The sequence below is a fragment of the Dapis purpurea BLCC-M126 genome, from assembly GCF_050015975.1.
Classification (GTDB): domain Bacteria; phylum Cyanobacteriota; class Cyanobacteriia; order Cyanobacteriales; family Microcoleaceae; genus Trichodesmium.
Genome location: NZ_JBNHER010000302.1, coordinates 1 through 25,180 on the forward strand (window position 1 = coordinate 1; position 25,180 = coordinate 25,180).

Below are 25,180 nucleotides of genomic sequence, written 5' to 3' on the forward strand. Positions count from 1 at the left end.
CTACATCTGGCAGGTGCTTAAGGAAATGAATTGACTATTGCTCTATACGCAATAGTCTATGACTAGGTACTTCATAATTGCTTGGTTTGCTTGACATCCTCCCCGGCCTAAAGGCGCGGGGATTCCTACCGAGCCTTAGCCCCTCGCCGGGGTAAGTCCTGTTAATATTAATAGTTAGTTGATTTCTATCATAGCTGAGAGCTGACTAGCTAATAGCTGTTTGTGCAGCATTCCGCAGAAAATGTTTACAGAAAAAGCAAGATATGAGGTAAAAAAAATATGGCTTATGTAGCAGTAAAAGGCGGAGAAAAAGCAATTAAAAATGCTGAAGCACTACTACAACAATTAAGGCGGGGCGACCCGAACATTCCTGAATTAAGTTTAGAGCAAATTAAACAACAACTTACCCTTGCAGTTAACCGAGTTATGTGTGAAGGAAGTTTGTATGACCCAGACTTAGCTGCTTTAGCAATTAAACAATCTTGGGGTGATTTAGTAGAGGCAATATTTCTCTTAAGAGCATATCGGACTACTTTACCAAGACTTTATTATAGTCAGCCATTAGATACCAGTAAAATGAAGATTAGACGGAGAATTTCTGCTATCTTTAAAGATATTCCTGGAGGTCAATATTTAGGACCGACTTTTGATTATATTCATCGTCTCTTAGACTTTAAATTAGCTGCGGAAGGCAATATACCTACGACACCCGAAAGCAAAAATTTAAACATAGAAGAAAACTTACCCAGAGTAATGAATACTTTGGCAAAAGAAGAGTTAGTTTGTGAAGAAAAAGCAGAGGATGATAAGCAAATATTTGACTTAACTCGACAACCACTTAAATTACCCGCAGAAAGAGATGCAAGATTACAAAATTTAGCTCGTGCAGATGAAGGTTTTTTGCTTAGTTTAGGATATTCAACTCAGAGAGGTTATGGTCGTAACCATCCTTTTGCTGGAGAGATAAAAATGGGAGAAGTTGAAGTAATTATTTTTCCAGAAGAATTAGGTTTTGAAGTAGCGATCGCCGATATTACTATTACTGAAGCAGAAAATGTAAATATGTTTAAAGGTAGTAAAGAAGTACCTCCACAATTTACCCGTGGTTATGGTTTAACTTTTGGTTATAACGAACGAAAAGCAATGTCAATGGCGTTAGTAGATCGAGCGATGCAAGCTAAAGAATTAGGGGAGGAAATTGAAGGACCTGCTCAAGATCCAGAGTTTGTTTTGTATCACTCAGATAATGTTGAAGCTCAAGGGTTTGTACAACATTTAAAATTACCGCACTATATTGATTTTCAGGCAGAAATAAATTTAGTTAGAAAGCTACAAAGTCAGCAAAAGATTGTAGAAAATGGAAATTATAAACTAGAGGAACTGACACCAGAGAAATCTGAAGAAAATTCTTTAGGAGATTCTAAATTTAAGGAAGTTAACCTGGAAAAATCTACTTAAAATTATCTGAGCAGGATGATTAAAGAAGTCAAAAGTCAGAAGTTTTTTTGTAACGGGGATGCATAAGCAACCCTCCAAAAATATTTCGCTTTAAAAGGCGTGGTTTTAGACAGAATTATTTTGATAGATGTTTTTTAGTAGATCATAAGCCTTGAACATTTTCAAAGAAAAAAAAATCTTGTTGTTGCTGACAAATTAATTCAACATAAGCATCTGACAATTTACCATTTTCTCCATTTTTTCCCCGGTTTTTTCCACCTACTGAAAAGTTAGGTCAAGGAAGTCTACCAATAAATCCAATAAAGTTGGAATTAATCCTAAGTAGACCGTGGTAAATTTTGTGCTTTATGTATCAAATTGTAAATTCCCTCGGAAGTATTTCATATCAATGACTTGAGACTTTTTATAACTAAATAGGGCTTGCTGATTAAATATTAAAGCACTGACAGATATTGGTTTCAGCCTTTTTTGGTCGAAAAAAGTGCGCCTGTTTCGATCTAAAAAGCTCAAAAAGCTAGTATTTTTGGATGATTATGGCAGAAAAATCTTGGGGCAATTTTTACGACTACCTCCTCTATAATTTCCATTTCTCCTGTCTCCTACCCCTACCAAAAGACTTTATTCAGCAAACCCTAAATATACAACATCTTTTTTTACCTTGTTCTACTGAGAATCTTTGACTAAAATCTTGTAAATAAGTTTTGCCATTTTCTGCAGTTAAACTAACTATAGCAATCCGTGCATAGGTTGCGGTTGATTAAAAAGTAAATAAAAAAGTTGAAACTCTTACCTGTTGCCTGTTGCCAGTTAAGTGTTCCCTAAAAAGCAGTAAGATTTTTGCCACGAATATGCGGAGGATTGCTATAAAATATCTGTAAAATATCCATATTCTGGCTCGGATATTTCTAATAATTGTCGAGCATAACTATAAGCTTTGAGAAAAGGAGAAAAATTTTCATTGACAAATACAATATCAAAGGCAGTATTTTCAAAACCTAAGTCTAAAAAACTACACCCTGAAGTGAAGAGAATGAAAAATTTTTATCTTCAGCATCATTATATACTATATATAGTGGTACTATAGCAATCCTAAATAGGTTGTAACATTTTATCGTAGGGATTTAGTATCCAAATCCCATTTTACTTCGGTTTAGAGACCAAAACCGACAGTTTTTTTTCACAAATCATTGACGATTACTATATATAAGTCGTGATATATTTATTCGATCTCTAATACTGCTTTGAAAAAAGAATATTAGAAAAATTGCATATCAATCTAGAGATAGTTAAAAAGAACTACTCCAATTCATCTTATACAGCTATCTCGATCATTTTACTCTTTTGTTTCAATTACCCCTTCTCTCCTAGATAACTAAATTCTTCTTCCTTCTTACTTGTTTCTTACTTGTTTCTTAATTTATGAATAACCAACTAGAAAATGGTTTTAACTTTGCCTATTTAGACGAACAAACTAAACGTTCCATTCGTCGCACTTTACTCAAAGCAGTCGCTATTCCTGGTCATCAAATACCCTTTGGTTCGAGAGAAATGCCAATGTCTTATGGATGGGGTACTGGTGGCATTCAAGTCACAGCTTCAGTTATTGGTAAAAACGATATTTTAAAAGTAATTGACCAAGGTTCAGATGATACAACAAATGCGGTGAATATTCGCCGATTTTTTATGAAAGTTTGTGGGATAAAAACCACAGAAAAAACAATAGAAGCAACAATTATTCAAACCCGGCATCGCATTCCAGAAACGCCACTAAAGGAAGATCAAATTATTGTTTATCAAGTGCCAATTCCTGAACCTTTGCGTTGGTTAGAACCTTCAGAAATGGAAACTCGAAAAATGCACGCCTTATCAGAATATGGAGCTATGTATGTTAAATTATATGAGGATATTACGAGATTAGGAGATTTTGCCACAAGCTATGATTATCCAGTAATGGTAAATGACAGTTATATAATGAGTCCGAGTCCTATCCCTAGATTTGATAATCCTAAGATGAATTATTTACCAGCTTTGCAACTTTTTGGCGCGGGTAGGGAGAAGCGTATTTATGCAATACCTCCTTATACTAAGGTCAAAAGTTTGGATTTTGAAGATTATCCATTTACTGTGGAAAAATGGGATAAATCTTGTGAGTTATGTGGTTCTACAGAGAGTTTTCTGGATGAAATTTTGATAGACGATCAGGGAAGTAAAATGTGGGTTTGTTCTGATACAGATTATTGTCATCAAAGGCAATTAATAATGGATAATTGATAATGGATAATGGATAATGGATAATTGATAATTGATAATTACCTCTTTCTAAAAGGCTATTTTTTATAAGCATCTTTTGTAAGATAAAACTTGACTCTTATGTGTAGGGAAGTTTTATGCAACTTCCCTACCTACTTCCCTACTCCCTACTCCCTACTCCCCAATCCCTAATCCCTAAAAAATATGACATTAAAACCATTATTAAATGTAGAAAAATTGAGTAAGTATTATGGAAAGATAAAAGCCTGCGACCAGATATCTTTTAATCTCTATCCTGCCCAAGTTTTAGGAATAGTAGGAGAATCTGGTTCCGGCAAATCTACTCTCTTAAATGCCATTGGAAGATACATACCTATTGATAGCGGAAATATCACCTATACTACCTCTAATGGAGAGATATTAACAGTGCCGAAACTATCAGAAACTCGTTACCGTTTATTAAGACGAACTGAATGGGGATTTGTTCAACAAAATCCTCGTGATGGATTAAGAATGAATGTAACTGCCGGAGCAAATATTGGGGAACGTTTAATGGATATAGGAGTAAAAAATTATGGAAAAATTCGAGAAGAAGCTACTTATTGGTTAAACCAAGTAGAAATAGATATTAACCGAATAGATGATTTACCAAAAATGTTTTCTGGAGGGATGCAACAACGATTACAACTAGCTCGTGTTCTTGTCACAAAACCCCGGTTAATATTAATGGATGAACCCACCGGAGGTTTAGATGTTTCAGTGCAAGCTCGTTTATTAGATTTAATTCGTTCTCTAGTGAGAAATCTCCACTTAAGCGTAATTTTAGTTACCCATGATTTAGGGGTAGTTAGATTACTTGCTCACCGTTTATTAGTAATGAAAAATGGGCAAATTGTTGAATCAGGATTAACAGACCAAGTATTAGATGACCCTCAACATTCCTATACTCAACAATTAGTTAGTGCAACCTTAATTCCCTAAATTAATATAAAATATTTTAATGTTTGCTACCGAAGATTGATAAGGATCTGGGGGGATGGGGGGATAGGGTTATTCGTATATTTGCATAATTTTTTGTATTTCATATAATTAGAAGACTGCTACAGAATTAACTGTTCCTTTGCTCAATTATAAATTGATAGTAACTCAGTCCGAGCAACTACCAATAATAAGAATGTTCTTTATTTTATTAAGAGAGTCTACTTCAATCTTCTTCCTATTCCCTTTTATAGTCATTTACAACAGTTTCGGAGTTAGTGAGGTACAGATTTTTAGGACTTTAGGCAACAGGCACTATTGCTACAGGCAACGGATAATTAATTAAAGTGTACCTCACCATCCTAAAAAGTGCTGTAACTTTCACCATCCTAAAAAGTGCTGTAACTTTATAGCATTCGCCAAGGCGCTTAGGACATAAAGAAGAAACATAGTACTCGCCTCTATAGAAATGGTCTAATGATTTTATACTTTTCTCTGTCCTAACTGCTCTGGCAGTTGCTATAGATTAAGACAAAGCTTTCTTGCTATAAGAAAGTTTCAGACTAAAAACATCTCATCTTTAAGTCAAACTACTATATTTAAACTTTTTATTGTGTGCCTTTTCAAGAGAAATGATAAATTTTTCTCTTATAAATTCAACACCTTAACTTTACTAGTGCAGGATGACAGAAATAAGTGACCAGTGACAAAATACTCAAAGCCTTACCAATCAAAACTTCTGAATTCTGACTTCCGCGTAGCGGTACTAGCAGTGTTTAAAAGTAGTTAGAGTTTGTAGGTAAGCAGAGACCTGAAATTATTCCCATCTACTTCTTCGTTCTTACTTCCTTTATTATGAGTAATCAATTCCTCAAACCCAATCATCAACAAGAAAATAGTTTCCCAGAAACTTCTGTACTATTAAAAGCAGAATCTGTTGAAAAAGGCTTTACTTTACACAACCAAGGCGGAGTCAAATTATCAGTATTGAAAAATATTTCTCTCAGCTTAAAAGCAGGAGAATGTATTGCCTTATCCGGAAAATCTGGTTCAGGAAAATCTACATTTATGCGTTGTCTTTACGGTAACTATCGAGTTGATAAAGGTTCAGTTTTGGTAAAGCATAAATCTACCTGGATTGATCTACCAAAATTAGCACCCCATGAAATTTTAGAAGTACGCAAAACTACTATTGGTTATGTCAGTCAATTTTTACGAGTAATTCCTCGTGTGCCAGCTTTAGAAGTAGCGGCAGAACCTTTATTAGAATTAGAAATAAAGCCAGAAATAGCCTATCAAAAAGTAGCAGAATTATTTGAGATATTAAATTTACCAAAACGTCTTTGGCATCTTTCCCCCACTACCTTTTCTGGAGGAGAAAAACAACGAGTTAATCTAGCTAGAGCCCTGGTAGTTAATTATCCAATTCTATTATTAGATGAACCAACTTCAGCCTTAGATTCTGTGAATCGTCAAGTAGTAATTGAACTATTAGAAAAATCCAAAGCTAATGGGTGTGGTTTGATAGGAATTTTCCACGATGAAGAAGTAAGATTAAGACTTTGTACAAAAGAACTTACTTTTGACTACTTCTCGGAATAAAGTTTGAGTAATTCCTATAAGTTAGACTAGAAACAGGTTAAAACTGCCTTGTTAAAAGTCTACTAATTGTAATTATAAGTATTGCTCCAGTAATAACATTTCTCAAAAACTTTTCTATATTTACTTGAGTCGGGGAGTAGGGGACTGGGGGACAAGTAAACATAAGAATAATTAGCGTTAAATTATCTCAAATTAGCAAAAAGGTAATTAATTCATGATTAATTACCTTAATAGCTGAAGTATTACTGAAGCATAGCATTAATGAGGAGTTCAATTCCGACCTAAACCCTTTGAAAAGCTGATAATTAATATCATGTTCGTATAATTAGTTATAAATAAAATATTCTCCTAGAAACGTTCCCTGAAACCTCTCTAATCTTTTCTATTATTTATAAGTATTTAATCGAATTCTGAAATCAACAATTCCAGTAAAAATTTTCCCTTAATTTTATCAATAGCGCGTTTCGCTTCAATAACATTTTGAAAGTACAATCCCCAATTTTTTTGATCTACTCTATTAATAGCAATATCTTAACTTTACAACTGATAATTGATACCCATAAGCAATAGCAAACTTGCTAAAACACTACCCAAAAATCCTATCCCCAAATTCGTCATATTTGACTGACTTGCGGATGCCATTGCAGTATTCAAATCTGGTGAAGTTAAACGTTCATAATTTTTCACAGCTACAATTGTTTCTGGTAGAGATGATATTAAACTTCCCAAAAAATAATGCAGTCCGGCAAAAACTGCATCACCAAATAATTTACTAAGTAAATCATCATAAATATCAGTCCAAGCAATAAATAATGTATTTAATACATAGCATAATAAAATTAATAACCCTGTACCTAAAATAAACTGAAACCAACTTGGTATGTAATCATCTTCATTAATATCATCAAATAATTCTGGTCTTTTTTTCTTAAATTGTTTTTCATAAAAGAAGAAAACTAACACACCTGCTAAACAAATTAAACCACCAACAAGTATCCAGGGCAAAGTGCGGGTGTTAATTCCTTCTGGCAAAGGTGCAAATTCAGATTTACCAGTAACGCACCAGTAAGCTGTACTGGCAAAAGCAAACATTGATAAAGACATAAAAAGATGCCATAAAAACAGCATTTTTTCTTTGTTAAAAATTTCGATAAAATCTTTTATATAAGATATTTTTCCGATAAATATCCATTTACTCATAACAATTATTGGCGCAACAATAAACATGAGATAAATATTGGCAAAATTTGAGCCTAGAGGAGTTGCTATACCGCCTAGTCGTCGAAGACTTAGTGATAGCAACATCAGAAATAATTCTGGGTTATTTGTACTAGAGTTAATTACTATAGTACGTTTGTCTTTACCTAAATATTTACCTGCTAAACCTGCGGCAGAATTTACCATCATATCTGTAGCAATCGGAATCAACCAAAAGCAAAAAATGACTGCTATTAAAGCAGTAATTATCACAAAAGTAGTTTCATTGGTAGAGTTGTGTAGTTGTATAATCCAGGTGTCCATAGCTTCAGATATAAGATTCAATATCAGGAATTGAGAATTAGTATAGTAGGTCTATATTGACTTATCTATATTAATGGTAAATTCATTTCATAGATGTTCCCACCCTATTATAGATATAGATAAGGTTTTGTATTAGGGAACTTAGCTAAAACAAACAAAGACTATCCTAATGGCATAGTCTTTGTTTATTGTAACTATTTTTACTCAAAATTCCATTGATTGATGTTTAATCACTGATAATAGTAGGTATAATATTGTTTAGGAGAGCTTCAATTTAAGCTACTACATTACTATTTTTATTATTTTAATAATGGTAATATAGCCTATTTGATAGATATAAAATGTTCAATTATCACTTTTTTTTATTTTAAAACTTGCAGTTAATTGATTTTTGGATATATCTTTAAAGTAAATATATATAGCAACCCTAAACCATTTGTCATTTCTCAAAAATTCAAAAATAGATAAAAACTTTAAAACTCTTACCCCTGTTGCTAGATGAGCTGTTGCCTTTTTACCAGATGTTTTTTCATAACCTATTTGAGGTTGCTATATCCCTCCTAATTTAATTACAGTTGATTTTCCTGTACTTACTTTTAATCTTTGACTTCTAGTAACTACTAGCTAAAATCTAACATATAGCTACATAAAAATTAACGGCTTAAATTCATATTTGTATTTACCGTCCACAGACTATTATAGTTAATAATAACTCAAATTATACTGGAGATAACTCTTGGCAATACAATAGTAGTGTGGACGGTTTTTAATAGGATTAGTAGATATGCAATCTAATTAAAACTTACCTACCACCAGGCAATCCTGGTACAGTTACTCCTTCTACTCGTTGGCGGAACTCTTCAACACCTGGATTAAAATCTATTGGTAGAACTGCGACAATATTCTCATGAGGACGAGGAATAATTACCCAAGATTCCAAGGTCGCACCGTAAACTTTTTCTACTGCTGCAATTCCTGCATCAATAGCAGTTTTTACTTCCGAAACATCACCTCTAATTTGAACAGTAAACCGCGCACTACCAACCCTAATATAACCAACTAAAGTAACTCGACCAGCTTTGACCATTGCATCTGAAGCAGCTACAATACCAGGAAAACCCTTAGTTTCTAGTGCTCCAACAGCTTGTTGCGCCATTCTATCTCTCCTAAATTTCAGTTAAGAATTAAATTCTCTGGATTAATTGTAAAAATTTTTAGATGTCTGCCATAAAAAAACTATTATTGAGCTAAACCATAATAGAATTTAGGACAAAATTCATCTAAACTGTTCGCTAATTTCTGTATATTCTAGTGGTAATACAGATTCTACATTCTCTGGAGGATTAGGAACAATATAATGACTGTCCACTATACCACCATAGACTTTTTCTGCTGCTTCAATGCCAGCTTGGACTGAAGGATAAACTTCAGAAGTTGGTCCTCGAACTGCAACTACAAAGTGGCCTCTTTCAGCTTTATCATAGTAAACTAAGGTAACTCGTGCACCTTTAACCATTGCATCTGCAGCAGCTAAAATACTAGGAAAACCAATAGTTTCTATGACACCTACTGCCTCTGGCATTGAAACGTTCCTCCATTATCAAGAATCAATTAATCTAATTGTAATCTCAATAGGTAATGCTGTATATGTAAATTTATAAAAAAGCTATTATTTATGGTGGACTATGAGCATTTTTATCTATTTTGATATCTTTGAGAGGTGGGAAAATTTATTATAAATTTATGTCAAAATCATCTGAATATTGAGGATTAGCTAAGAATAAATTTGAGAATAAATCATCAAGTTATAAGTTTAATTAATCTCAATAAAGTATTGGTATAATAATCCTATTTTAATGGTGTGATTACAGAAATATAGAAGTCATTTCAGTTATTAGTACCTCCTGTTTCAGCAGGAGAGCAAAAAATCTGAAATTTCCTTTTTTATCTCCTTGATAGGGTAGACTTGAAACCTTATTTCTTAGTCAGGGTATATATTAAAAATATAGCAATTCTGTTTCATTTGTAATATTTTCTGGTAATTAGGAGTCAGAATATACTAATTTCCATGCTGTTAAGGTACAAAATTATTTAGTTTTAGGGAATAGGGAACAGAATACAACATAAAGATAGATGTACCTCATTAGACTGAGAAACGCTATATAAAAGTATTTTGATTTATCTTAAATCTTATATCAATCTCATAAATCATTCCTGATTGCTATATATATTTTCAAATAATAGTTTGATCGATGTTTATATATTAATCAATTTAGCCAAAATTAAATTTATAATCTATATACTTAGATGAATGTTTGTTAAAGTTTTTCAGGAAGGATACTCCTGCATAGTCTAACCTCCCACTATTCCCTTGAGTAAAATAATTACACGAGATTTGATATAAAATAACAAAGTCACCTCCAAAAACTGGAAGTGACTTAAACACAATACACACTTTTGACACAAACAAATTGGAGAGGGAACAATAGCTATAGTATTCCCTCTCTCAAAAAACTTAGTAATCGAAATCGCCACCGCCCATACCAGCGCCAGCAGCAGCACCTTCCTTGGGTTCAGGTTTATCAACAACAATACACTCAGTTGTTAACACCATACCAGCAATAGAAGCAGCGTTTTGTAGAGCGGAACGAGTTACTTTCGCAGGGTCAACAATACCAGCTTCAAACATATCAACAAACTCATTGTTTGCTGCATTAAAACCAGTATTGAAATCTTTCTCTTTCACGCGCTCAGAAATTACAGCACCATTCTGACCAGCATTTTCAGCAATGCGCATTAATGGAGCTAATAACGCACGACTAACAATTAAAGCACCAGTTAACTCTTCAGCTTTTAGGTTCTCATTTGCCCAAGTTTCTAATTCAGGAGCTAAATGAGCTAGAGTTGTACCACCACCAGGAACAATACCTTCTTCTACAGCAGCTTTAGTTGCGTTAATAGCATCTTCCAAGCGTAACTTGCGGTCTTTCATTTCAGTTTCAGTAGCAGCACCAACTTTAACAACTGCTACACCACCAGCTAACTTAGCTAAACGCTCTTGTAACTTTTCTTTGTCATAGGAAGAGTCACTTTCTTCCATTTGACGGCGAATTTGTTCGCAACGTGCTTTAACTTCTTTTTCGTTACCTTCAGCAACAATAGTAGTGTTGTCCTTCGTAATAGTGATGCGACGTGCTTTACCAAGCATATCTAGCTTGGTGCTTTCTAATTTCAAACCAGCATCTTCAGTAATAACTTGACCGCCAGTTAATACGGCAATATCTTCTAACATAGCTTTACGGCGATCGCCAAAACCAGGAGCTTTAACTGCAGCAACATTCAATACACCCCGCAGACGGTTAACAACCAAAGTTGCTAAGGCTTCTTTCTCAATATCTTCAGCTAAAATTAATAAGGGTTTGCCAGAACGAGCTACTTGTTCTAATACTGGTACTAAGTCTTGTACTAAAGCAATTTTCTTATCAGTAATTAGAATTTGAGGTTCGTCTAGAACAGCTTCCATCCGCTCCATATCTGTTGCGAAGTAAGGAGAGATGTAACCCTTGTCAAAGCGCATACCTTCAGTAATTTCTAGTTCAGTCTGCATTGACTTGCCTTCTTCTAAGGAAATCACACCTTCTTTACCCACCTTATCCATTGCTTGGGCAATCATTTGACCTACTTCTTCATCGTTACCAGCAGAAATAGCACCAACTTGAGCGATCGCCTTAGAATCTTCAATTTGACGAGCGTGAGCTGCAATTTTTTCTACTAGGAAACTTGCCCCTTTATCAACACCACGTTTGATAGCTATGGGGTTAGCACCAGCAGCAACGTTGCGTAGACCTTCTTTAACAATTGCATGAGCTAAAACAGTTGCAGTAGTTGTACCATCGCCTGCCGCGTCATTAGTTTTAGAAGCTGCTTGACGAATTAGAGAAACACCAGTATTTTCTACATGGTCTTCTAATTCAATTTCTTTAGCGATAGTAACACCATCATTAACAATTTGAGGTGCGCCAAACTTTTTCTCTAGAACAACGTTACGACCTTTTGGACCAAGAGTTACTGCTACAGACTCAGCAAGGATATCCATGCCTTTTTCTAAGGCGCGACGAGCATTTTCGTTGTAAATAATACGTTTAGCCATAGTTGTGATTTCTATTGATTAGTAATTGTGGATACTTATTTTTTGTGTATTGATAATTAGTTGTTTTAGCACTTTAGCAAACATCAAATATGAAGAAAAAGTTTGCTAGTGCTATAGAACAACTGGTTTAAACTTTACCCTTAAGGGCGAAGTATTAGTTAACAATTGCAAGAATATCTTTTTCTGCAAGTAGGACGTACTCATCACCACCAAGCTTGATATCAGTACCAGCATATTTGGAGTAGAGAACTTTGTCTCCTACCTTAACTTCCATTTCAGAGCGAGAACCATCATCATTGCGCTTACCAGGGCCAGCAGCAACAACTTCTCCTACTTGAGGTTTTTCTTTTGCTGTGTCGGGTAGAAGAATACCACCTGCTGTTTTTTCTTCAGATTCACTAACTTTGACGAATACACGTTCGCCCAAGGGTTTAACAGTAGAAACACTCAGTGTTACAGCTGCCATTACATTACCTCCAGATAAGTTTTATTGTTGGTGAAGCTAAGTTTTAACTTCATTTGGTTTTTTAGCACTCTCACCATCTGAGTGCTAATTTAGCTGAATAGCTGTAGCGATCGCAACTAATTAAACTGTACGGGTTCCCGAACTGGGGATTTGGGTATTTACCAAGAGTCATTTCAGTTATCAGTGCTTCCTACTAGATTGGGAGGGAAAAATTTAACTTCTGAGTGCTGAGTTGAGGTGATTATCGTACTGCAAAAAGTAATCTCAGAAGACAATAAACTAGAATTATGGCAGTAGAACTGTTGATTTACTAGGAATATCTAAGTCATTTGATATTCTCAATCAGACATTTGACTTTTGGTATCAAGGATAACTATCATAGAAGTAAATTAAATGTGTATCAAAACTTAATGATAGATAATTTATTTAACAAAACGGAAAAAGCTGATGGGACAGAAGACCAGCTAGCCCAATCTCAAGAAGATTCTCAACAAAGACATATTGACTCAGATATTTGTCAAGATTCCCTAGGACGTTGTGTCCAATCTCTCGGACTGAGTAAAATTAAAAGACATATTTTTATTTGTGCTGACCAAACTAAACCGAAATGTTGCTCAAAAGAAATTAGTTTAGAAGCATGGAATTATCTTAAAAAACGTCTGAAAGAATTAAAACTTGATGAGTCTGGCCCTAACATATCAGGCTCTATATTTCGCACTAAAGCTAACTGCTTACGAGTTTGTTGTCAAGGTCCAATCATGGTTATTTATCCAGAAGGAATATGGTATCATTCCGCAACTCCTCCTGTGATTGAAAGAATTATTCAAGAACACATCATTGGTTCTCAAGTAGTAGAAGAATACCTTTTTCTAACTCATCCTTTGCCAGAATCAAGAATTATTTCATAAGACCTGACCCTTAAGGGCGAGGTTTCAAACTTTAGTTAATTTATTGGCCCATACTAGGCAATCATGGACAAATTTATTGCCGATAAACTCACAAGCTCAAAGTTCACAATCACTAACTAACTGTTATCAATTAACCATAGTTCCTAACTTAATAAGTAAGTAAAATTAACCATAGTTCCTTATACTATTAATAGGGAATACTATTGAATTCTCATATATTATTGCCAAAAGTAGTGGTAATTATTTTGCATCACTACAAAACTATTATCTAGCTATATCTACCTAAATTATAGGACTTAATTGATTGAGTATAAAATCTATAATCTATAACTATAATAGATAGGGGATCAATTCCCTTTGAGGATTAGATACAGTCCAAGCCTTCTGGGTAAGGATATATATCTTTAAAGTTTATCAGGAAAGTAGGCATAACTACCTTACTTCCTAACTCCGCTATGAAAGACGTGGGTTAACCCGTCTGTAAAGTTAATGTTTGCAGGAATCAAAAAAGTGAGTTCTTCATTATGAAGGAAATGAATACTACAGACCAAGGACGTTTAATGTTGGTTGATGATGACCCTAATTTAATATTATTGGTCAAAGATTATTTAGAATTTCGTGGATACGAGGTAATGACAGCAGAAAATGGCCGAGAAGCCCTAGAACTGCTAGAAGAACAAGTTCCCGACTTGATTATATGTGATGTGATGATGCCAGAAATGGATGGTTACACCCTGGTACAGCATATCAGAGAAAATTCAGCTACAGAATGGGTTCCCGTTCTATTTCTATCTGCCAAGGGTCAAAGTCAAGATCGAGTTAAAGGTCTAAATACTGGAGCTGATGTTTACATTGTCAAGCCATTTGAACCAGAAGAACTTGTAGCTCAAGTAGAATCTTCTCTCAAGCAAGCTTCTCGCCTAATTAAACATCAAAATTCTGGTGTCAGCAGTGGGCCAACAATTAAGGTGCGCCGAAACGTAGAATTAACTCCTACAGAGTTAAAGGTAGTCCAATTGGTAGCCAAGGGAATGGCTAATCGTGACATTGCACAAATTATGGAAGTTAGTCAAAGAACAATTGAGAGTCATGTGAGTAATATGCTTGGTAAAACAGGTCTGCATAATCGGACAGAGTTAGCTCGTTGGGCTATTGAAAGTAAAAAGGCTTAGATATAACTCCCCAGGAATTTATCAGGGTGTAAGTTTTTATCTGTCTAATTTGTTTACTGAAGGGCTGTAATTTTATACTGCCCAAAATTTTCTATATTCATAATTTTGCATACATAGCTTTTATTAAATCAATTATTTTTGATTTGGCTAAATTTTAGATATTAGATTAATCAAATATTAACTTATGGCCTTAATTGAAAATTAAGGTATTGTATAGAAATGTAGCAGGGGATAAATAAATTTAACAGGCATGAAAAAAATATATTTTTTTACAAAAAAAAGCCTGAAATCTAGAAGAGTAAACTGCTCAGTTCATTAAAATTATGGGTAGAGAAAAATATTATAGGTTTATAATATAAGGGTAATTTTTGGCAGTTTAAATATGAAATAAGCAAGGAATAATGTAAGTTTTTAGAGACTCAATATACTTACATTAATGATAAAAATATTGCTAGAGTAATGGATTTAGCCTGAATTATCTAAAACCAATATTAAACTTAAGTTTCTATGAAAAATTCCATGAACCGTCTTTCTATATTTGTTGACGGTAACAATATGTTTTACGCTCAACAAAAAAATGGTTGGTTTTTTGACCCGAGAAGAGTATTAGAATACTTCAACAAACCAGAAGTAAAATTAATAAATGCTTTTTGGTATACAGGTTTAAAAGACCCACAGGATCAAAGAGGATTCCGAGATGCTTTAATTAGTTTAGGTTATACAGTACGCACTAAAATTTTGAAAGAATATTATGATGATGTTTCGGGTCGCTATTCTCAAAAAGCTAACTTAGATATTGAAATTGTTGTAGATATGTTTAATACAGTAGACCAATATGATGAAGTAGTTTTGTTTAGTGGAGATGGAGATTTTGAAAGAGCGATTGAGTTATTGCGCTCTAAAAATACTCATATTACAGTTGTATCAACTGAAGGAATGATTGCTAGAGAATTGCGCAATGCTACAGACCAATATGTAGACTTAAATGATATTCGTGACCAAATAGAAAAAGCAGAATATTAATCAATAAAGAAGATGGAAGTCAGTTATCAGTATCTTCTACTGAAGTAAGAGGCTAGAAATACTAAATTTTATTTACTGTTATTGCTAAATCTATCAATACTAATTCCGAAAGAATACGCTAGTATTTAACTTTGGAAAAAATCAAGCAATTACTAAGGCTAGATGATAACCAATATCATTTCCTTGTGAATGCTGCGCAAACATATTTCACTTCTTAGAGATTAATTCCTCCTTCGGTATGATAATGAGTTAATAACTCATAGCTGATAAGGCAGTTCCTCTGAGTATAGGCTACCCAACGACTGAATGCTTAGAATATAAAAAAGCTATAGGCTAATTCCTCTAAACTACAAGGAAAAAAACAATGACCACCAGTCAAGACCGAATTATTATTTTTGATACTACCCTCCGGGATGGAGAACAATCTCCTGGTGCAGCTCTCAATATAGATGAAAAATTAACCATTGCTCGGCAACTATCTCGCCTGGGAGTAGATGTAATTGAAGCTGGTTTCCCCTATGCTAGTCCTGGAGATTTTGAGGCAGTACAAAAAATTGCTGAAACAGTTGGTTTAGAAGGAGGTCCAACAATCTGCGGTTTGGCAAGAACAACCCGTGCAGATATCGAGGCAGCAGGTAAAGCAGTTCAACCAGCAGCTAAAGGACGTATTCATACTTTTATTGCTACCTCCGATATTCATTTGGCCTACAAACTCAAGAAAACTAGAGCAGAAGTATTAGAGATTGCTCCAGAAATGGTGGCCTATGCAAAAACCTTCGTAGACGATGTAGAATTTTCTCCGGAAGATGCAGGTCGCTCTGACCCAGAATTTCTCTATCAAGTATTGGAAGTGGCGATCGCTGCTGGAGCTACCACAGTTAATATTCCTGATACTGTAGGTTATACAACTCCTGCTGAATTTGGGGCACTCATCCGAGGTATTAAGGAAAATGTGCAGAATATTGACCAAGCTATTATTTCGGTTCACGGTCACAACGATTTGGGTCTGGCAGTAGCCAACTTCTTGGAAGCAGTGAAAAATGGTGCTCGTCAGTTGGAATGTACTATCAATGGTATTGGAGAACGTGCTGGCAATGCTGCTTTGGAAGAGTTGGTTATGGCGTTGCACGTTCGGCGACAATATTTCAACCCATTTTTGGGTCGCTCACCGGAGTCAGAAGCACCACTCACTAATATTGATACTCGCCACATTTATAAAACATCTCGTCTGGTTTCTAACTTGACAGGAATGTTTGTACAACCAAATAAAGCTATTGTTGGTGCTAACGCTTTTGCTCACGAGTCAGGTATTCACCAAGATGGGGTACTTAAAAATAAACTGACTTATGAAATTATGGATGCTCAGTCTATCGGGTTAACAGATAACCAGATAGTCTTAGGTAAACTTTCTGGTCGTCATGCTTTCCAGACTCGCTTGCAAGAACTTGGGTTTGAACTCTCAGATGAAGAAATTAATAAGGCATTTCTCAAGTTCAAAGACTTGGCAGACAAAAAGAAAGAAATCACAGATTGGGATTTAGAATCTATTGTTAATAGCGAAATTCGACAACCACCCGAACTTTTCCGTTTGGAATTGGTGCAAGTTTCCTGTGGCGATCGCGCTCATCCTACTGCCACAGTTAGTATCCGTAATCCCGATGGGGAAGAATTGACTGATGCTGCTATTGGTACTGGTCCTGTGGATGCTGTGTACAAGGCAATTAACCGAGTAGTTAATGTGCCGAATGACTTAATAGAATTTTCCGTGCAGTCGGTAACTGCTGGTATTGATGCTATTGGGGAAGTGACAATTCGCTTGCGCCATGAAGGGCGAGTTTATTCTGGTCATGCTGCCAATACTGATATTATTGTGGCATCTGCAGAGGCTTATGTAAATGCTTTAAATCGCTTATATGCAGCTTTACAAACTGATGTAGAGAAAATACATCCGCAAAAAAGTCAACCTGCGGAAGTAATAGCTGGTAGTTAATAGAAACTCCTAGTGCCGCTACGCGGAAGTCAAAATTCAAAATTCATGCATTATTGATTAGTAAGGCTTTTAGGATTTTATAACTGGTCAGTTATTTCCGCCATTCTGCACGAGTAAAAGGGTGGGTTAAAACTCACCCTCTTATTTTTTTTAAATTTTAAGGTTATAGATAATGAATAAACTTTGGAAAAATCCTTATTATTTAGCCTTGTTTCTTTTAATTGTTTCTCGTGGAAATATCATCTTAGAATTTTCTATAGCCTACGCCATCGGTTACTTATATAATCTTAAATACGGAAATTCCATTTCTCAGAGTTTAAACCTAAAAATTTGTACTTATCTTATAATAATGAAATTAATTACACTAATTTTGTTATTGCCGAACTTGAATCTTAACTTTGTAGAATTATTATTTATGGCAGTATTTAGCATAATATTCTTTTTCTTCAAGTTACCCATAACTTATGGTGGTTTAGATGCTGGTTCTCATAAATATTTGATTTAATTGAGTTACAAAAATAAACTATATTACATGAAATACGTTACATTAATATTTGCTAGCAAAGGTTGATAGGAATATGGGAGGATGAAGAGATTAGGAGATTGGAACATTAATAGGTATCATAATTTTTCGTATTTCATATTTGGATACATAGATGATCGAATTTATGACCATGATAATGATGCAAAAATATCAGCTTGATAATCTATCAAAAAAAATAATTCCCGACCGGGTATAAACAATTCCCGACCGGGTAATAAATTACATTAAATCCTCCAACTTCAGTCAATGAAATAAAGGAAAAAAGAAAGTAAAGGAAAATATGTAAATTATCTAAAAAATACAGAATTAATCAGACATTATCCATTTACTCTTCTCCCTCTACCATCTCACGATACTGATCGGCAGAGAAAACATCATCTCCCTCTAGTTCATCCGGGTCTTTAACACGCACTTTCAAAAGCCAACCTTCTATATATGGGTCTTCTTCTGATAATCGCTCTGGACTTTCTAATATCTCTTCATTACGCTCTACTACCGTACCAGTAATAGGAGCTTTCAGGTCTTCAACTGCCTTCACAGACTCAATGCTGCCACACGATCCTTCTTTTTCAATTTGGTCTCCCTCCTCTGGCAGTTCCAGAAATACAATATCTCCCAACTGCTCAATAGCAAAGGCACTAATACCAATAGTGGCAATTTCACCATCCATTCTTACATATTCGTGGGTTTCGAGATATTTGAGGTCGTCTGGAAATTCTAGTGTCATTTGGTTCCTCACTAAAAATAGTACAAATTATGTCAGTTAAAGCAAGACTAGACTTGCAGTAAAAATTATTCCGTAAAGAATAATATAAGGTAAACACCTAATTCTTATGGATAAGAAAAATATTATAGGACTACTTTTAGGGAAATTTTCTGTTATCAGATTAATTAGGTCTGCCTTAATTATCTATCTCCTTGTAGGTTCCTGGGCTTTCTTTTTCTCAGATCGGTTAATTTTTTTACCTCGTCCATCTAGCTATCAGAAAAACCAGGATTTTGTCAAGCTTCAGTCTAGCGATAAAGTCCAAATTACAGGAATTTATTTACCATTACCTAAGGCAAAATATACAATTCTCTACAGTCATGGGAATGCCGAAGACTTGGGCGAAATTTTACCCCGGTTACGAGATTTACGAGATATTGGATTTAATGTATTTTCTTATGACTATCAGGGTTATGGTACAAGTCAGGGAAAACCTTCGGTCAAGGGCGCTTATCAAGATATTAATGCTGCTTATGAATATTTGACCCAAAAATTACAGATACCTGCAAATCAAATTATTGTTTATGGACGTTCAGTGGGCGGGGGGCCTTCTGTAGATCTGGCATCCCGTCAACCTGTAGCTGGTTTAGTAATAGAAAGTTCATTTACAACTGCCTTTCGGGTAGTGACGCGCATCCCTATTTATCCCTTTGACAAATTTCCCAGTATTGACAAGATTCAAAATGTTAATTGCCCGGTGTTGGTAATGCACGGAAATGTTGACCGAGTAATTCCTTTTTCCCATGGGCAAAAACTTTTTACTATAGCTAATCAACCAAAGCTTTCTTTGTGGGTTGATGGTGCTGGTCATCTTAACTTATTAGAAGTAGCGGGCAAGGAATATGTAAAAGTTATGGGTGAGTTTGTTAAGTTGATAGAAAGACACTAAAGTTTAGAAAATGGCTTTGTATTTTAGATACTTTGCCATGCTAATATTTGTTTCTAAGAAACCCGGTTTCTGACAGAAGTCAATTAGTCAAGGGAATACAATATTGATAGTAGTGTACAAGTAGTGATACTCAGATAAAAGGTCAACTAGGGATCTTAAATTATTATGCATGAAATCTAGAATTTAGCGGCTTTTCTGTTCCCTATTCCCTTCCAAAGAGCCTAAATCACTACATCTACAGGACTACCACAATATTTTTGGAAAAAGCCGAATTTAAGGTAATCTCTGTTCCCTACTTTTAGCCTAAATCACTACATCCACAAAACTACCTGAACACTTTCTCTAATTATCAATTATCCATTATTAATTATCCATTGCTAGTTCTGCTTTTGCCGTTTGCCACATTTGTTCAAACTCTGCCAAACTATACTCTGAAATAGGGCGATCGCACATTTCCTCTAGCAAAGCAAATCGTTTCAAAAAACGATGATTAGTTCCTTGTAATGCTTGCTCTGGATTTAAATTATACCACCTTGCCAACTGCACCAAAACAAACAAAATATCTCCCATTTCTGCTTCTTGATGTTCCTTATCTTCTGACTTTAAAGCTTCTTCAAATTCTCCTAATTCTTCATGAAACTTCTCCCAAACTCCATCAACATTTTCCCATTCAAAACCAACAGCAGCAGCTTTTTTAGAAATCTTCATTGCTGCCAGAAGTGGAGGTAACTGCCGAGCATATCTGCCTAATTTTTTACTCAGTAAATCATTAGTTTCCCCATTTTCTGCTGCCTTAATTTCTTCCCAATTTTGTTTAACTTCTTGAGTGCTATTTACTTTGACATTTCCAAATACATGAGGGTGTCTTCTAATCATTTTGTTGCTAATATTTTCAGCAACTTCAGCTAAAGTAAAATCATTAGCTTCACTAGCTATTTGTGCTTGCAAAACTACCTGTAATAATAAATCTCCTAATTCGTCAACTATTGCTTTTTTATCCCCAGTTTTTATAGCATCTACAACTTCATAAGCTTCTTCCACAATATAAGGAGTTAAAGTTTCTGGAGTTTGAGCTAAATCCCATGGGCACCCCCCCTCTGGAGAACGTAATTTAGCTACTATTTCTATTAGTTCTTGTAATGCAGATAATGTTGAATTCATGTTAAATAAATAAGTTTTTTAAACTTGGTATAGTATGATATTGAAATCTACTCTGGAGTTGGTCTCTAGAGTAGATTACTGTTATAAAAAACCGTAGAAAATTAGTTAGAACAATAAATTAAGGCTAGCTTAAAATCCCCTGAAGGTGTTCCGCGTCGAGAAGAAAAATGGTCTTGATTACGAGATATTCAGGAGAGTGAAAATGATTGTTTGTAATACCAAATTCAAAAAAGGTCGTTACAGTAGAAAAGAGATTAGGAAATAGGGAAAAACCTTGATCTTTACTTGATTTTTCTAATATGGCAAAATCTAGTGCAGGATGACGGAAATAAGTGACCAGTGACAAAATACTCAAAGCCTTACCAATCAAAACTTCTGAATTCTGAATTCTGAATTCTGACTTCCGCGTAGCGGTACTAGGTCTTCTATTTTTTTTGCGTTGCTGATTTTGGGGATGATTTGTATGTTTTGAAAATTGCTAAACTATTGAATAACAAATATTCTAAACTATTAACTTTTTATTTTTATACCTTGATTCAGCAATGCTATTTTTTGAACACTGATATAACTATTCTTAGCGTGGTTTGAGAAGCCAGAAGATAATAATCTGGGCTGTACAGTTATTATTGTATGACCCAACATTCAAGATTTTCACTATTCCAAATTTCTACAATTTAAATATCACAGTATTTATTGCAATTCCCATACTGGTAAGATACAAAATTCTAGTCTTTGGGCAAGAAGCAACACCCAATCTAAAGATAAAAGTGTAACTCACACTTACAGAGAAACGCTATATAAAAACAGCTTGATTATCTACTTATTACTTGTATCGCTAGACTTATTCACATTCATCCCAACGCTCCCTGACGGTAGAGGGCGGCTCTTCTGTCAACATTTTGATGAAATGATTAGACTTATGACTAAGAGGAAGACTACTAAATCTGCTGTTTGATGTATATATTTTTACTTATATAAAATAAACAAATAATTTTAAAAATAAAGTTAAGTAATTTTTATGTTTTTTGATTATTCTCTTGGGTTTATGCTAGAAAGGTGAAAGCTAATCATAATATATTCCTAGGATTAAGGCAAATTATCTGGAATATTTTTTAAATATGTATCTCTTGATACTAGCATACTAGGAACTTTCTTAATATGTTTGCTTTGTATGAGTCAAATTCAGATTCATTTACAGTGCCTAATTTAGAGGTTAAAAGTCAAATTCTATCTTTAGAATCAACTATACAGGAACTACCACTGCAAGACTTTCTGATTGAATCTAGCTACTTTGGTAAAGATGTTGCCCCTGTGTTTGAGGCAAATCCCTTACTATCAGGTGTGATTTTGATAGATCGGCAAGGTAAGTTTGTCGGTATGATTTCTCGACGATTATTTTTTGAAAGAATGGGAAGTCGTTATGGTATAGAGATGTTTTATAAGCGCCCTATAGAAGCTTTGTATCGCTTCTCTCAAATAGATATTTCTATTCTTCCTGGTAATACATTGATAGTAGAGGCAGCACAAAAATCTTTACACAGACGACCTGAATTACTTTATGATCCAATTGTTGTAGAAGTAGAAACTAATGTTTACAAACTTTTAGATGTACATCAATTATTAGTAGCCCAGTCAAAAATTCACGAACTTACAAGTCGTCTACTGCAAAAACAAACTCAGGCAAAAGCTATTCAAACGGAAAAAATGGCTAGTTTGGGCAGAATGGTGGCTGAGGTTGCCCATGAAATTAGAAATCCTGTTAACTGTATTTGGAATAATTTAATATTTCTCTGTTCTTATCTAGAAGAAATTACTAAACTTTTATCTACTTATGACGAAATATCAGATCCATCTCCAATTATAAGTCAAATTAAGGAACAAATAGAATATGATTCATTACAAGAAGAATTAGCTGAGACAACTCAGGGTATTAGATTTGGCTCAGAACAATTACTAAAGATTGTGAATAGTCTTCGTAACTTTTCACACATGGATGAATCTCAAAAGAAACCAGCAGATATCCATGAATGTATAGATAGTAGCTTACTAATTTTAAATAATCGTCTTAAATACAATATTAAAATTATTAAAAATTATTCTACTAATTTGCCACTGGTTAGTTGCTATTCTGGTCAACTCAGCCAGGTATTTATGAATCTAATTAGTAACAGCATTGATGCACTGAATGAAAAATCCGCAGAAATAGAGGGTTCAAATTGGCAAGCTGAAATTAAGATTACTACGGAAGCTATAGCAGGGAAAGATCATGATTGGGTGAGTATTAGAATGGGTGATAATGGTTCTGGTATCCCTTTAGAAATACAAGATAAAATTTTTGAGAACTTTTTTACAACTAAACCTGTGGGTAAAGGAACAGGCATGGGTTTGGCTATTAGTTACCAAATTATTAATGAAAAACATGGTGGAAAACTGAAACTAAATTCTTTACCAGATAAAGGTACTGAATTTGAAATTGTTTTACCAATATTTTAATTAATAGAATATACGATCACAAGTTTAAATAAAATTAAGAGTAAATTTGTGTCAATTATAATTTGCTACTTTTGACGAAATTACAACAGCAACTTAAAACAATAAAAATATACAAAGATAATTTTTAGTATAAAGTTTACTGGTGTAAATAGTGAAAATTTTAGGTTATTATATAATAATATATACTTTAAAATGAACTTCTTAACCATATATACTTTATTAACGTGTCAAATAAAAATTTATTCGTTTGTTTATTAATTACCCTGGGTGTGTGGGGTAATACTGTTAAATCCGTCCAAGGGCAAGCATTAGTTCCTCATATATTACAACTAGACTCAGCTCAACTAGAACAGACAGGTTTAAGTTTAGCTGAGGAAGCTTTACAGTTAGCAAGATTTCAACAGTTTGATTTGGCTTTATCTAGAGCTGAATTGGCTACTGAATTAGCCCCAAATAATCAACGAACTTGGGCACTATTAGGCAGTCTTTACATTCAAGCTGAAGAATTAGAAGAAGGTATTGCTGCTTTGAAACAAGCTCAAGAACTAAATCCAAGTAATGCTGAGATTAGATTTGTTCTTGGTAGAGCTTACTTTCAAACATCTGATTATAAAAACGCTATTGAGCAATTAAGAAAAGGTTTAAAATCTAAACCTGAGAACCCCGGAGCTTTATTTGATTTGGGTAATGCTTATTACAAGCATGGTAAATTTAAAAGAGCGATCGCACAATACGAACAAGCTTACGACCTAGAAAAAAATTTATGGCCTGCAATTAATAACATTGGTTTAGTTCAATATGAGATGGGAAAAGTAGATGATGCAATCAAAAAATGGCGTAAAGCTGTCTCTATTGATAGTAAAGCTGCAGAACCACTTCTAGCCCTAGCAGTAGCTCTCTATACTCAAGGTGATAAAGAACAAAGTCTAGCAATGGGAGAAGAAGCGCTACGATTAGATAGCAAATATGCAGACATTGACTATCTTGACCAACATTTGTGGGGGAAACGGCTAATTGAAGATGCAAAAATATTTCTGGCAACTCCTCGTATTCAAGAAACTCTAGCTCAAATAGAAGATTTACCACCGTCTGGCCAGATTTCTCCTTAATATAGGTAGTTAGTTAATCCTCTGTACTAAAGTTTTTTAATTAAATCAAATCGTGGTCCATTAACAAACTGTGAGATAACCTAAGCTCCAAATTCTTGAGAGATGCAGATTTTTCAACACTTTTAGTCAAAAAGCTGTGGCACTACTTTAAGCTTGATACAACAGTGGTGCCGTATTACCCTAAATAGGGTTCAGTATTTTCAATAAAAACCAATATTTCGCCTTGATTTTGCCATTTTTCTATTCCATATTTGCAGTTTGACTTGGTAATAAGTTTGAGATTGTTTGATCGATACAAGATGACATAACTTCAAAATTAACTCAAATATAATTACATCAAATATAATGGTTGAAAAATTTCAGATTTATTAGTAGGACTTACACTACTAAAAAAAAAGAATGCTACAAACAAAAAGGTGCATCTCAATCACAGATTCTTAAAAATAGCAGGATTCTTAAAAATAGAAGATTTGGTATTAGTTGAAGAAATTCACTGTGTGGCTTGAGCTTGAGAAAATGATATTTGACTCGCCAGAAAAACTCAAACGATCTAGTTATGGTTCATATCTATAATCTATAGTCTGAATTTTCCCACAAAGATTGAGTAAGTATTTAGACTAATTCACTGTGTGGTTTTAGTGCTTGAGAAAATGATATTTGACTCGCCAGAAAAACTCAAACGATCTAGTTATGGTTCATA

The 25,180-nt window shown here is 34.3% G+C and carries 19 protein-coding genes and 1 pseudogene; 12 read left to right on the forward strand and 8 right to left on the reverse strand.

Annotation, left to right across the window (positions count from 1 at the left end):
* The first annotated feature begins 279 nt into the window (after positions 1-279).
* Entirely contained in the window at positions 280-1,458 is a 1,179-nt protein-coding gene (locus ACP6PL_RS27450) for a carbon-phosphorus lyase complex subunit (protein ID WP_426548515.1), read from the forward strand.
* A 142-nt stretch (positions 1,459-1,600) separates the two neighbouring features.
* Here the strand turns inward: ACP6PL_RS27450 and ACP6PL_RS27455 are convergent.
* Positions 1,601-1,717: pseudogene (locus ACP6PL_RS27455) on the reverse strand (DNA cytosine methyltransferase); the annotation flags it as partial.
* A gap of 1,160 nt (positions 1,718-2,877) precedes the next feature.
* Here ACP6PL_RS27455 and ACP6PL_RS27460 point away from each other — a divergent pair.
* From ACP6PL_RS27460 to phnL, 3 genes are all read left to right on the forward strand, one after another.
* Complete coding sequence (locus tag ACP6PL_RS27460; protein ID WP_426548516.1) at positions 2,878-3,729, forward strand: alpha-D-ribose 1-methylphosphonate 5-phosphate C-P-lyase PhnJ; 852 nt, start codon at positions 2,878-2,880, stop codon at positions 3,727-3,729.
* A gap of 183 nt (positions 3,730-3,912) precedes the next feature.
* Complete coding sequence (phnK, locus tag ACP6PL_RS27465; RefSeq protein WP_426548517.1) at positions 3,913-4,689, forward strand: phosphonate C-P lyase system protein PhnK; 777 nt, start codon at positions 3,913-3,915, stop codon at positions 4,687-4,689.
* Between the two features lie 852 nt (positions 4,690-5,541).
* Positions 5,542-6,288, forward strand: coding sequence for a phosphonate C-P lyase system protein PhnL (gene phnL, locus ACP6PL_RS27470; RefSeq protein ID WP_426548518.1), 747 nt, complete (start codon positions 5,542-5,544; stop codon positions 6,286-6,288).
* A gap of 537 nt (positions 6,289-6,825) precedes the next feature.
* Here the strand turns inward: phnL and ACP6PL_RS27475 are convergent.
* The 5 genes from ACP6PL_RS27475 to groES all read right to left on the reverse strand — a co-directional run bounded on the left by ACP6PL_RS27475 (position 6,826) and on the right by groES (position 12,425).
* Positions 6,826-7,809 carry a hypothetical protein gene (locus ACP6PL_RS27475; RefSeq protein WP_426548519.1) on the reverse strand — a complete coding sequence of 328 codons (984 nt, stop codon included), beginning with the start codon at positions 7,807-7,809 and terminating at the stop codon, positions 6,826-6,828.
* A gap of 802 nt (positions 7,810-8,611) precedes the next feature.
* Positions 8,612-8,965: a carbon dioxide-concentrating mechanism protein CcmK gene (locus tag ACP6PL_RS27480; protein WP_426548520.1), complete on the reverse strand. Its 354-nt coding sequence runs from the start codon at positions 8,963-8,965 to the stop codon at positions 8,612-8,614.
* 120 nt (positions 8,966-9,085) lie between these two features.
* A complete protein-coding gene (locus ACP6PL_RS27485; protein ID WP_426548521.1) occupies positions 9,086-9,391 on the reverse strand; it encodes a carbon dioxide-concentrating mechanism protein CcmK in 306 nt (101 codons plus the stop codon).
* Between the two features lie 933 nt (positions 9,392-10,324).
* A complete protein-coding gene (gene groL / locus ACP6PL_RS27490; RefSeq protein WP_426548522.1) occupies positions 10,325-11,959 on the reverse strand; it encodes a chaperonin GroEL in 1,635 nt (544 codons plus the stop codon).
* Positions 11,960-12,113: 154 nt separating this feature from the next.
* The gene (gene groES / locus ACP6PL_RS27495) at positions 12,114-12,425 is read right to left on the reverse strand and encodes a co-chaperone GroES (protein ID WP_426548523.1); all 312 of its coding nucleotides are present in this window, start codon (positions 12,423-12,425) and stop codon (positions 12,114-12,116) included.
* A gap of 395 nt (positions 12,426-12,820) precedes the next feature.
* Between groES and ACP6PL_RS27500 the strand changes: the two genes are divergently transcribed.
* From ACP6PL_RS27500 to ACP6PL_RS27520, 5 genes are all read left to right on the forward strand, one after another.
* A complete protein-coding gene (locus ACP6PL_RS27500; RefSeq protein ID WP_426548524.1) occupies positions 12,821-13,333 on the forward strand; it encodes a (2Fe-2S) ferredoxin domain-containing protein in 513 nt (170 codons plus the stop codon).
* 524 nt (positions 13,334-13,857) lie between these two features.
* The gene (locus ACP6PL_RS27505) at positions 13,858-14,505 is read left to right on the forward strand and encodes a response regulator transcription factor (RefSeq protein ID WP_426548525.1); all 648 of its coding nucleotides are present in this window, start codon (positions 13,858-13,860) and stop codon (positions 14,503-14,505) included.
* 507 nt (positions 14,506-15,012) lie between these two features.
* Positions 15,013-15,528: a LabA-like NYN domain-containing protein gene (locus tag ACP6PL_RS27510; protein WP_426548526.1), complete on the forward strand. Its 516-nt coding sequence runs from the start codon at positions 15,013-15,015 to the stop codon at positions 15,526-15,528.
* Between the two features lie 364 nt (positions 15,529-15,892).
* Positions 15,893-17,518, forward strand: a complete 1,626-nt coding sequence (locus ACP6PL_RS27515) for a 2-isopropylmalate synthase (protein ID WP_426548527.1) — start codon at positions 15,893-15,895, stop codon at positions 17,516-17,518.
* 172 nt (positions 17,519-17,690) lie between these two features.
* A complete protein-coding gene (locus ACP6PL_RS27520) occupies positions 17,691-18,023 on the forward strand; it encodes a hypothetical protein (RefSeq protein ID WP_426548528.1) in 333 nt (110 codons plus the stop codon).
* Between the two features lie 364 nt (positions 18,024-18,387).
* On the opposite strand, the gene gcvH is transcribed toward ACP6PL_RS27520, so the two are convergent.
* Complete coding sequence (gcvH, locus tag ACP6PL_RS27525) at positions 18,388-18,789, reverse strand: glycine cleavage system protein GcvH (protein WP_426548529.1); 402 nt, start codon at positions 18,787-18,789, stop codon at positions 18,388-18,390.
* A 106-nt stretch (positions 18,790-18,895) separates the two neighbouring features.
* Between gcvH and ACP6PL_RS27530 the strand changes: the two genes are divergently transcribed.
* Entirely contained in the window at positions 18,896-19,717 is an 822-nt protein-coding gene (locus ACP6PL_RS27530) for an alpha/beta hydrolase (RefSeq protein WP_426548530.1), read from the forward strand.
* 363 nt (positions 19,718-20,080) lie between these two features.
* Here the strand turns inward: ACP6PL_RS27530 and mazG are convergent, their stop codons facing one another.
* The gene (mazG, locus tag ACP6PL_RS27535) at positions 20,081-20,878 is read right to left on the reverse strand and encodes a nucleoside triphosphate pyrophosphohydrolase (RefSeq protein WP_426548531.1); all 798 of its coding nucleotides are present in this window, start codon (positions 20,876-20,878) and stop codon (positions 20,081-20,083) included.
* 1,158 nt (positions 20,879-22,036) lie between these two features.
* On the opposite strand from mazG, the gene ACP6PL_RS27540 reads away from it, so the two are divergent.
* Together ACP6PL_RS27540 and ACP6PL_RS27545 are read left to right on the forward strand one after the other, a co-directional pair.
* Entirely contained in the window at positions 22,037-23,371 is a 1,335-nt protein-coding gene (locus ACP6PL_RS27540) for a sensor histidine kinase (RefSeq protein WP_426548532.1), read from the forward strand.
* A gap of 224 nt (positions 23,372-23,595) precedes the next feature.
* Positions 23,596-24,480 (forward strand): tetratricopeptide repeat protein, encoded by an 885-nt coding sequence (locus ACP6PL_RS27545; protein WP_426548533.1) that lies wholly within the window; start codon positions 23,596-23,598, stop codon positions 24,478-24,480.
* Positions 24,481-25,180 lie beyond the last annotated feature (700 nt).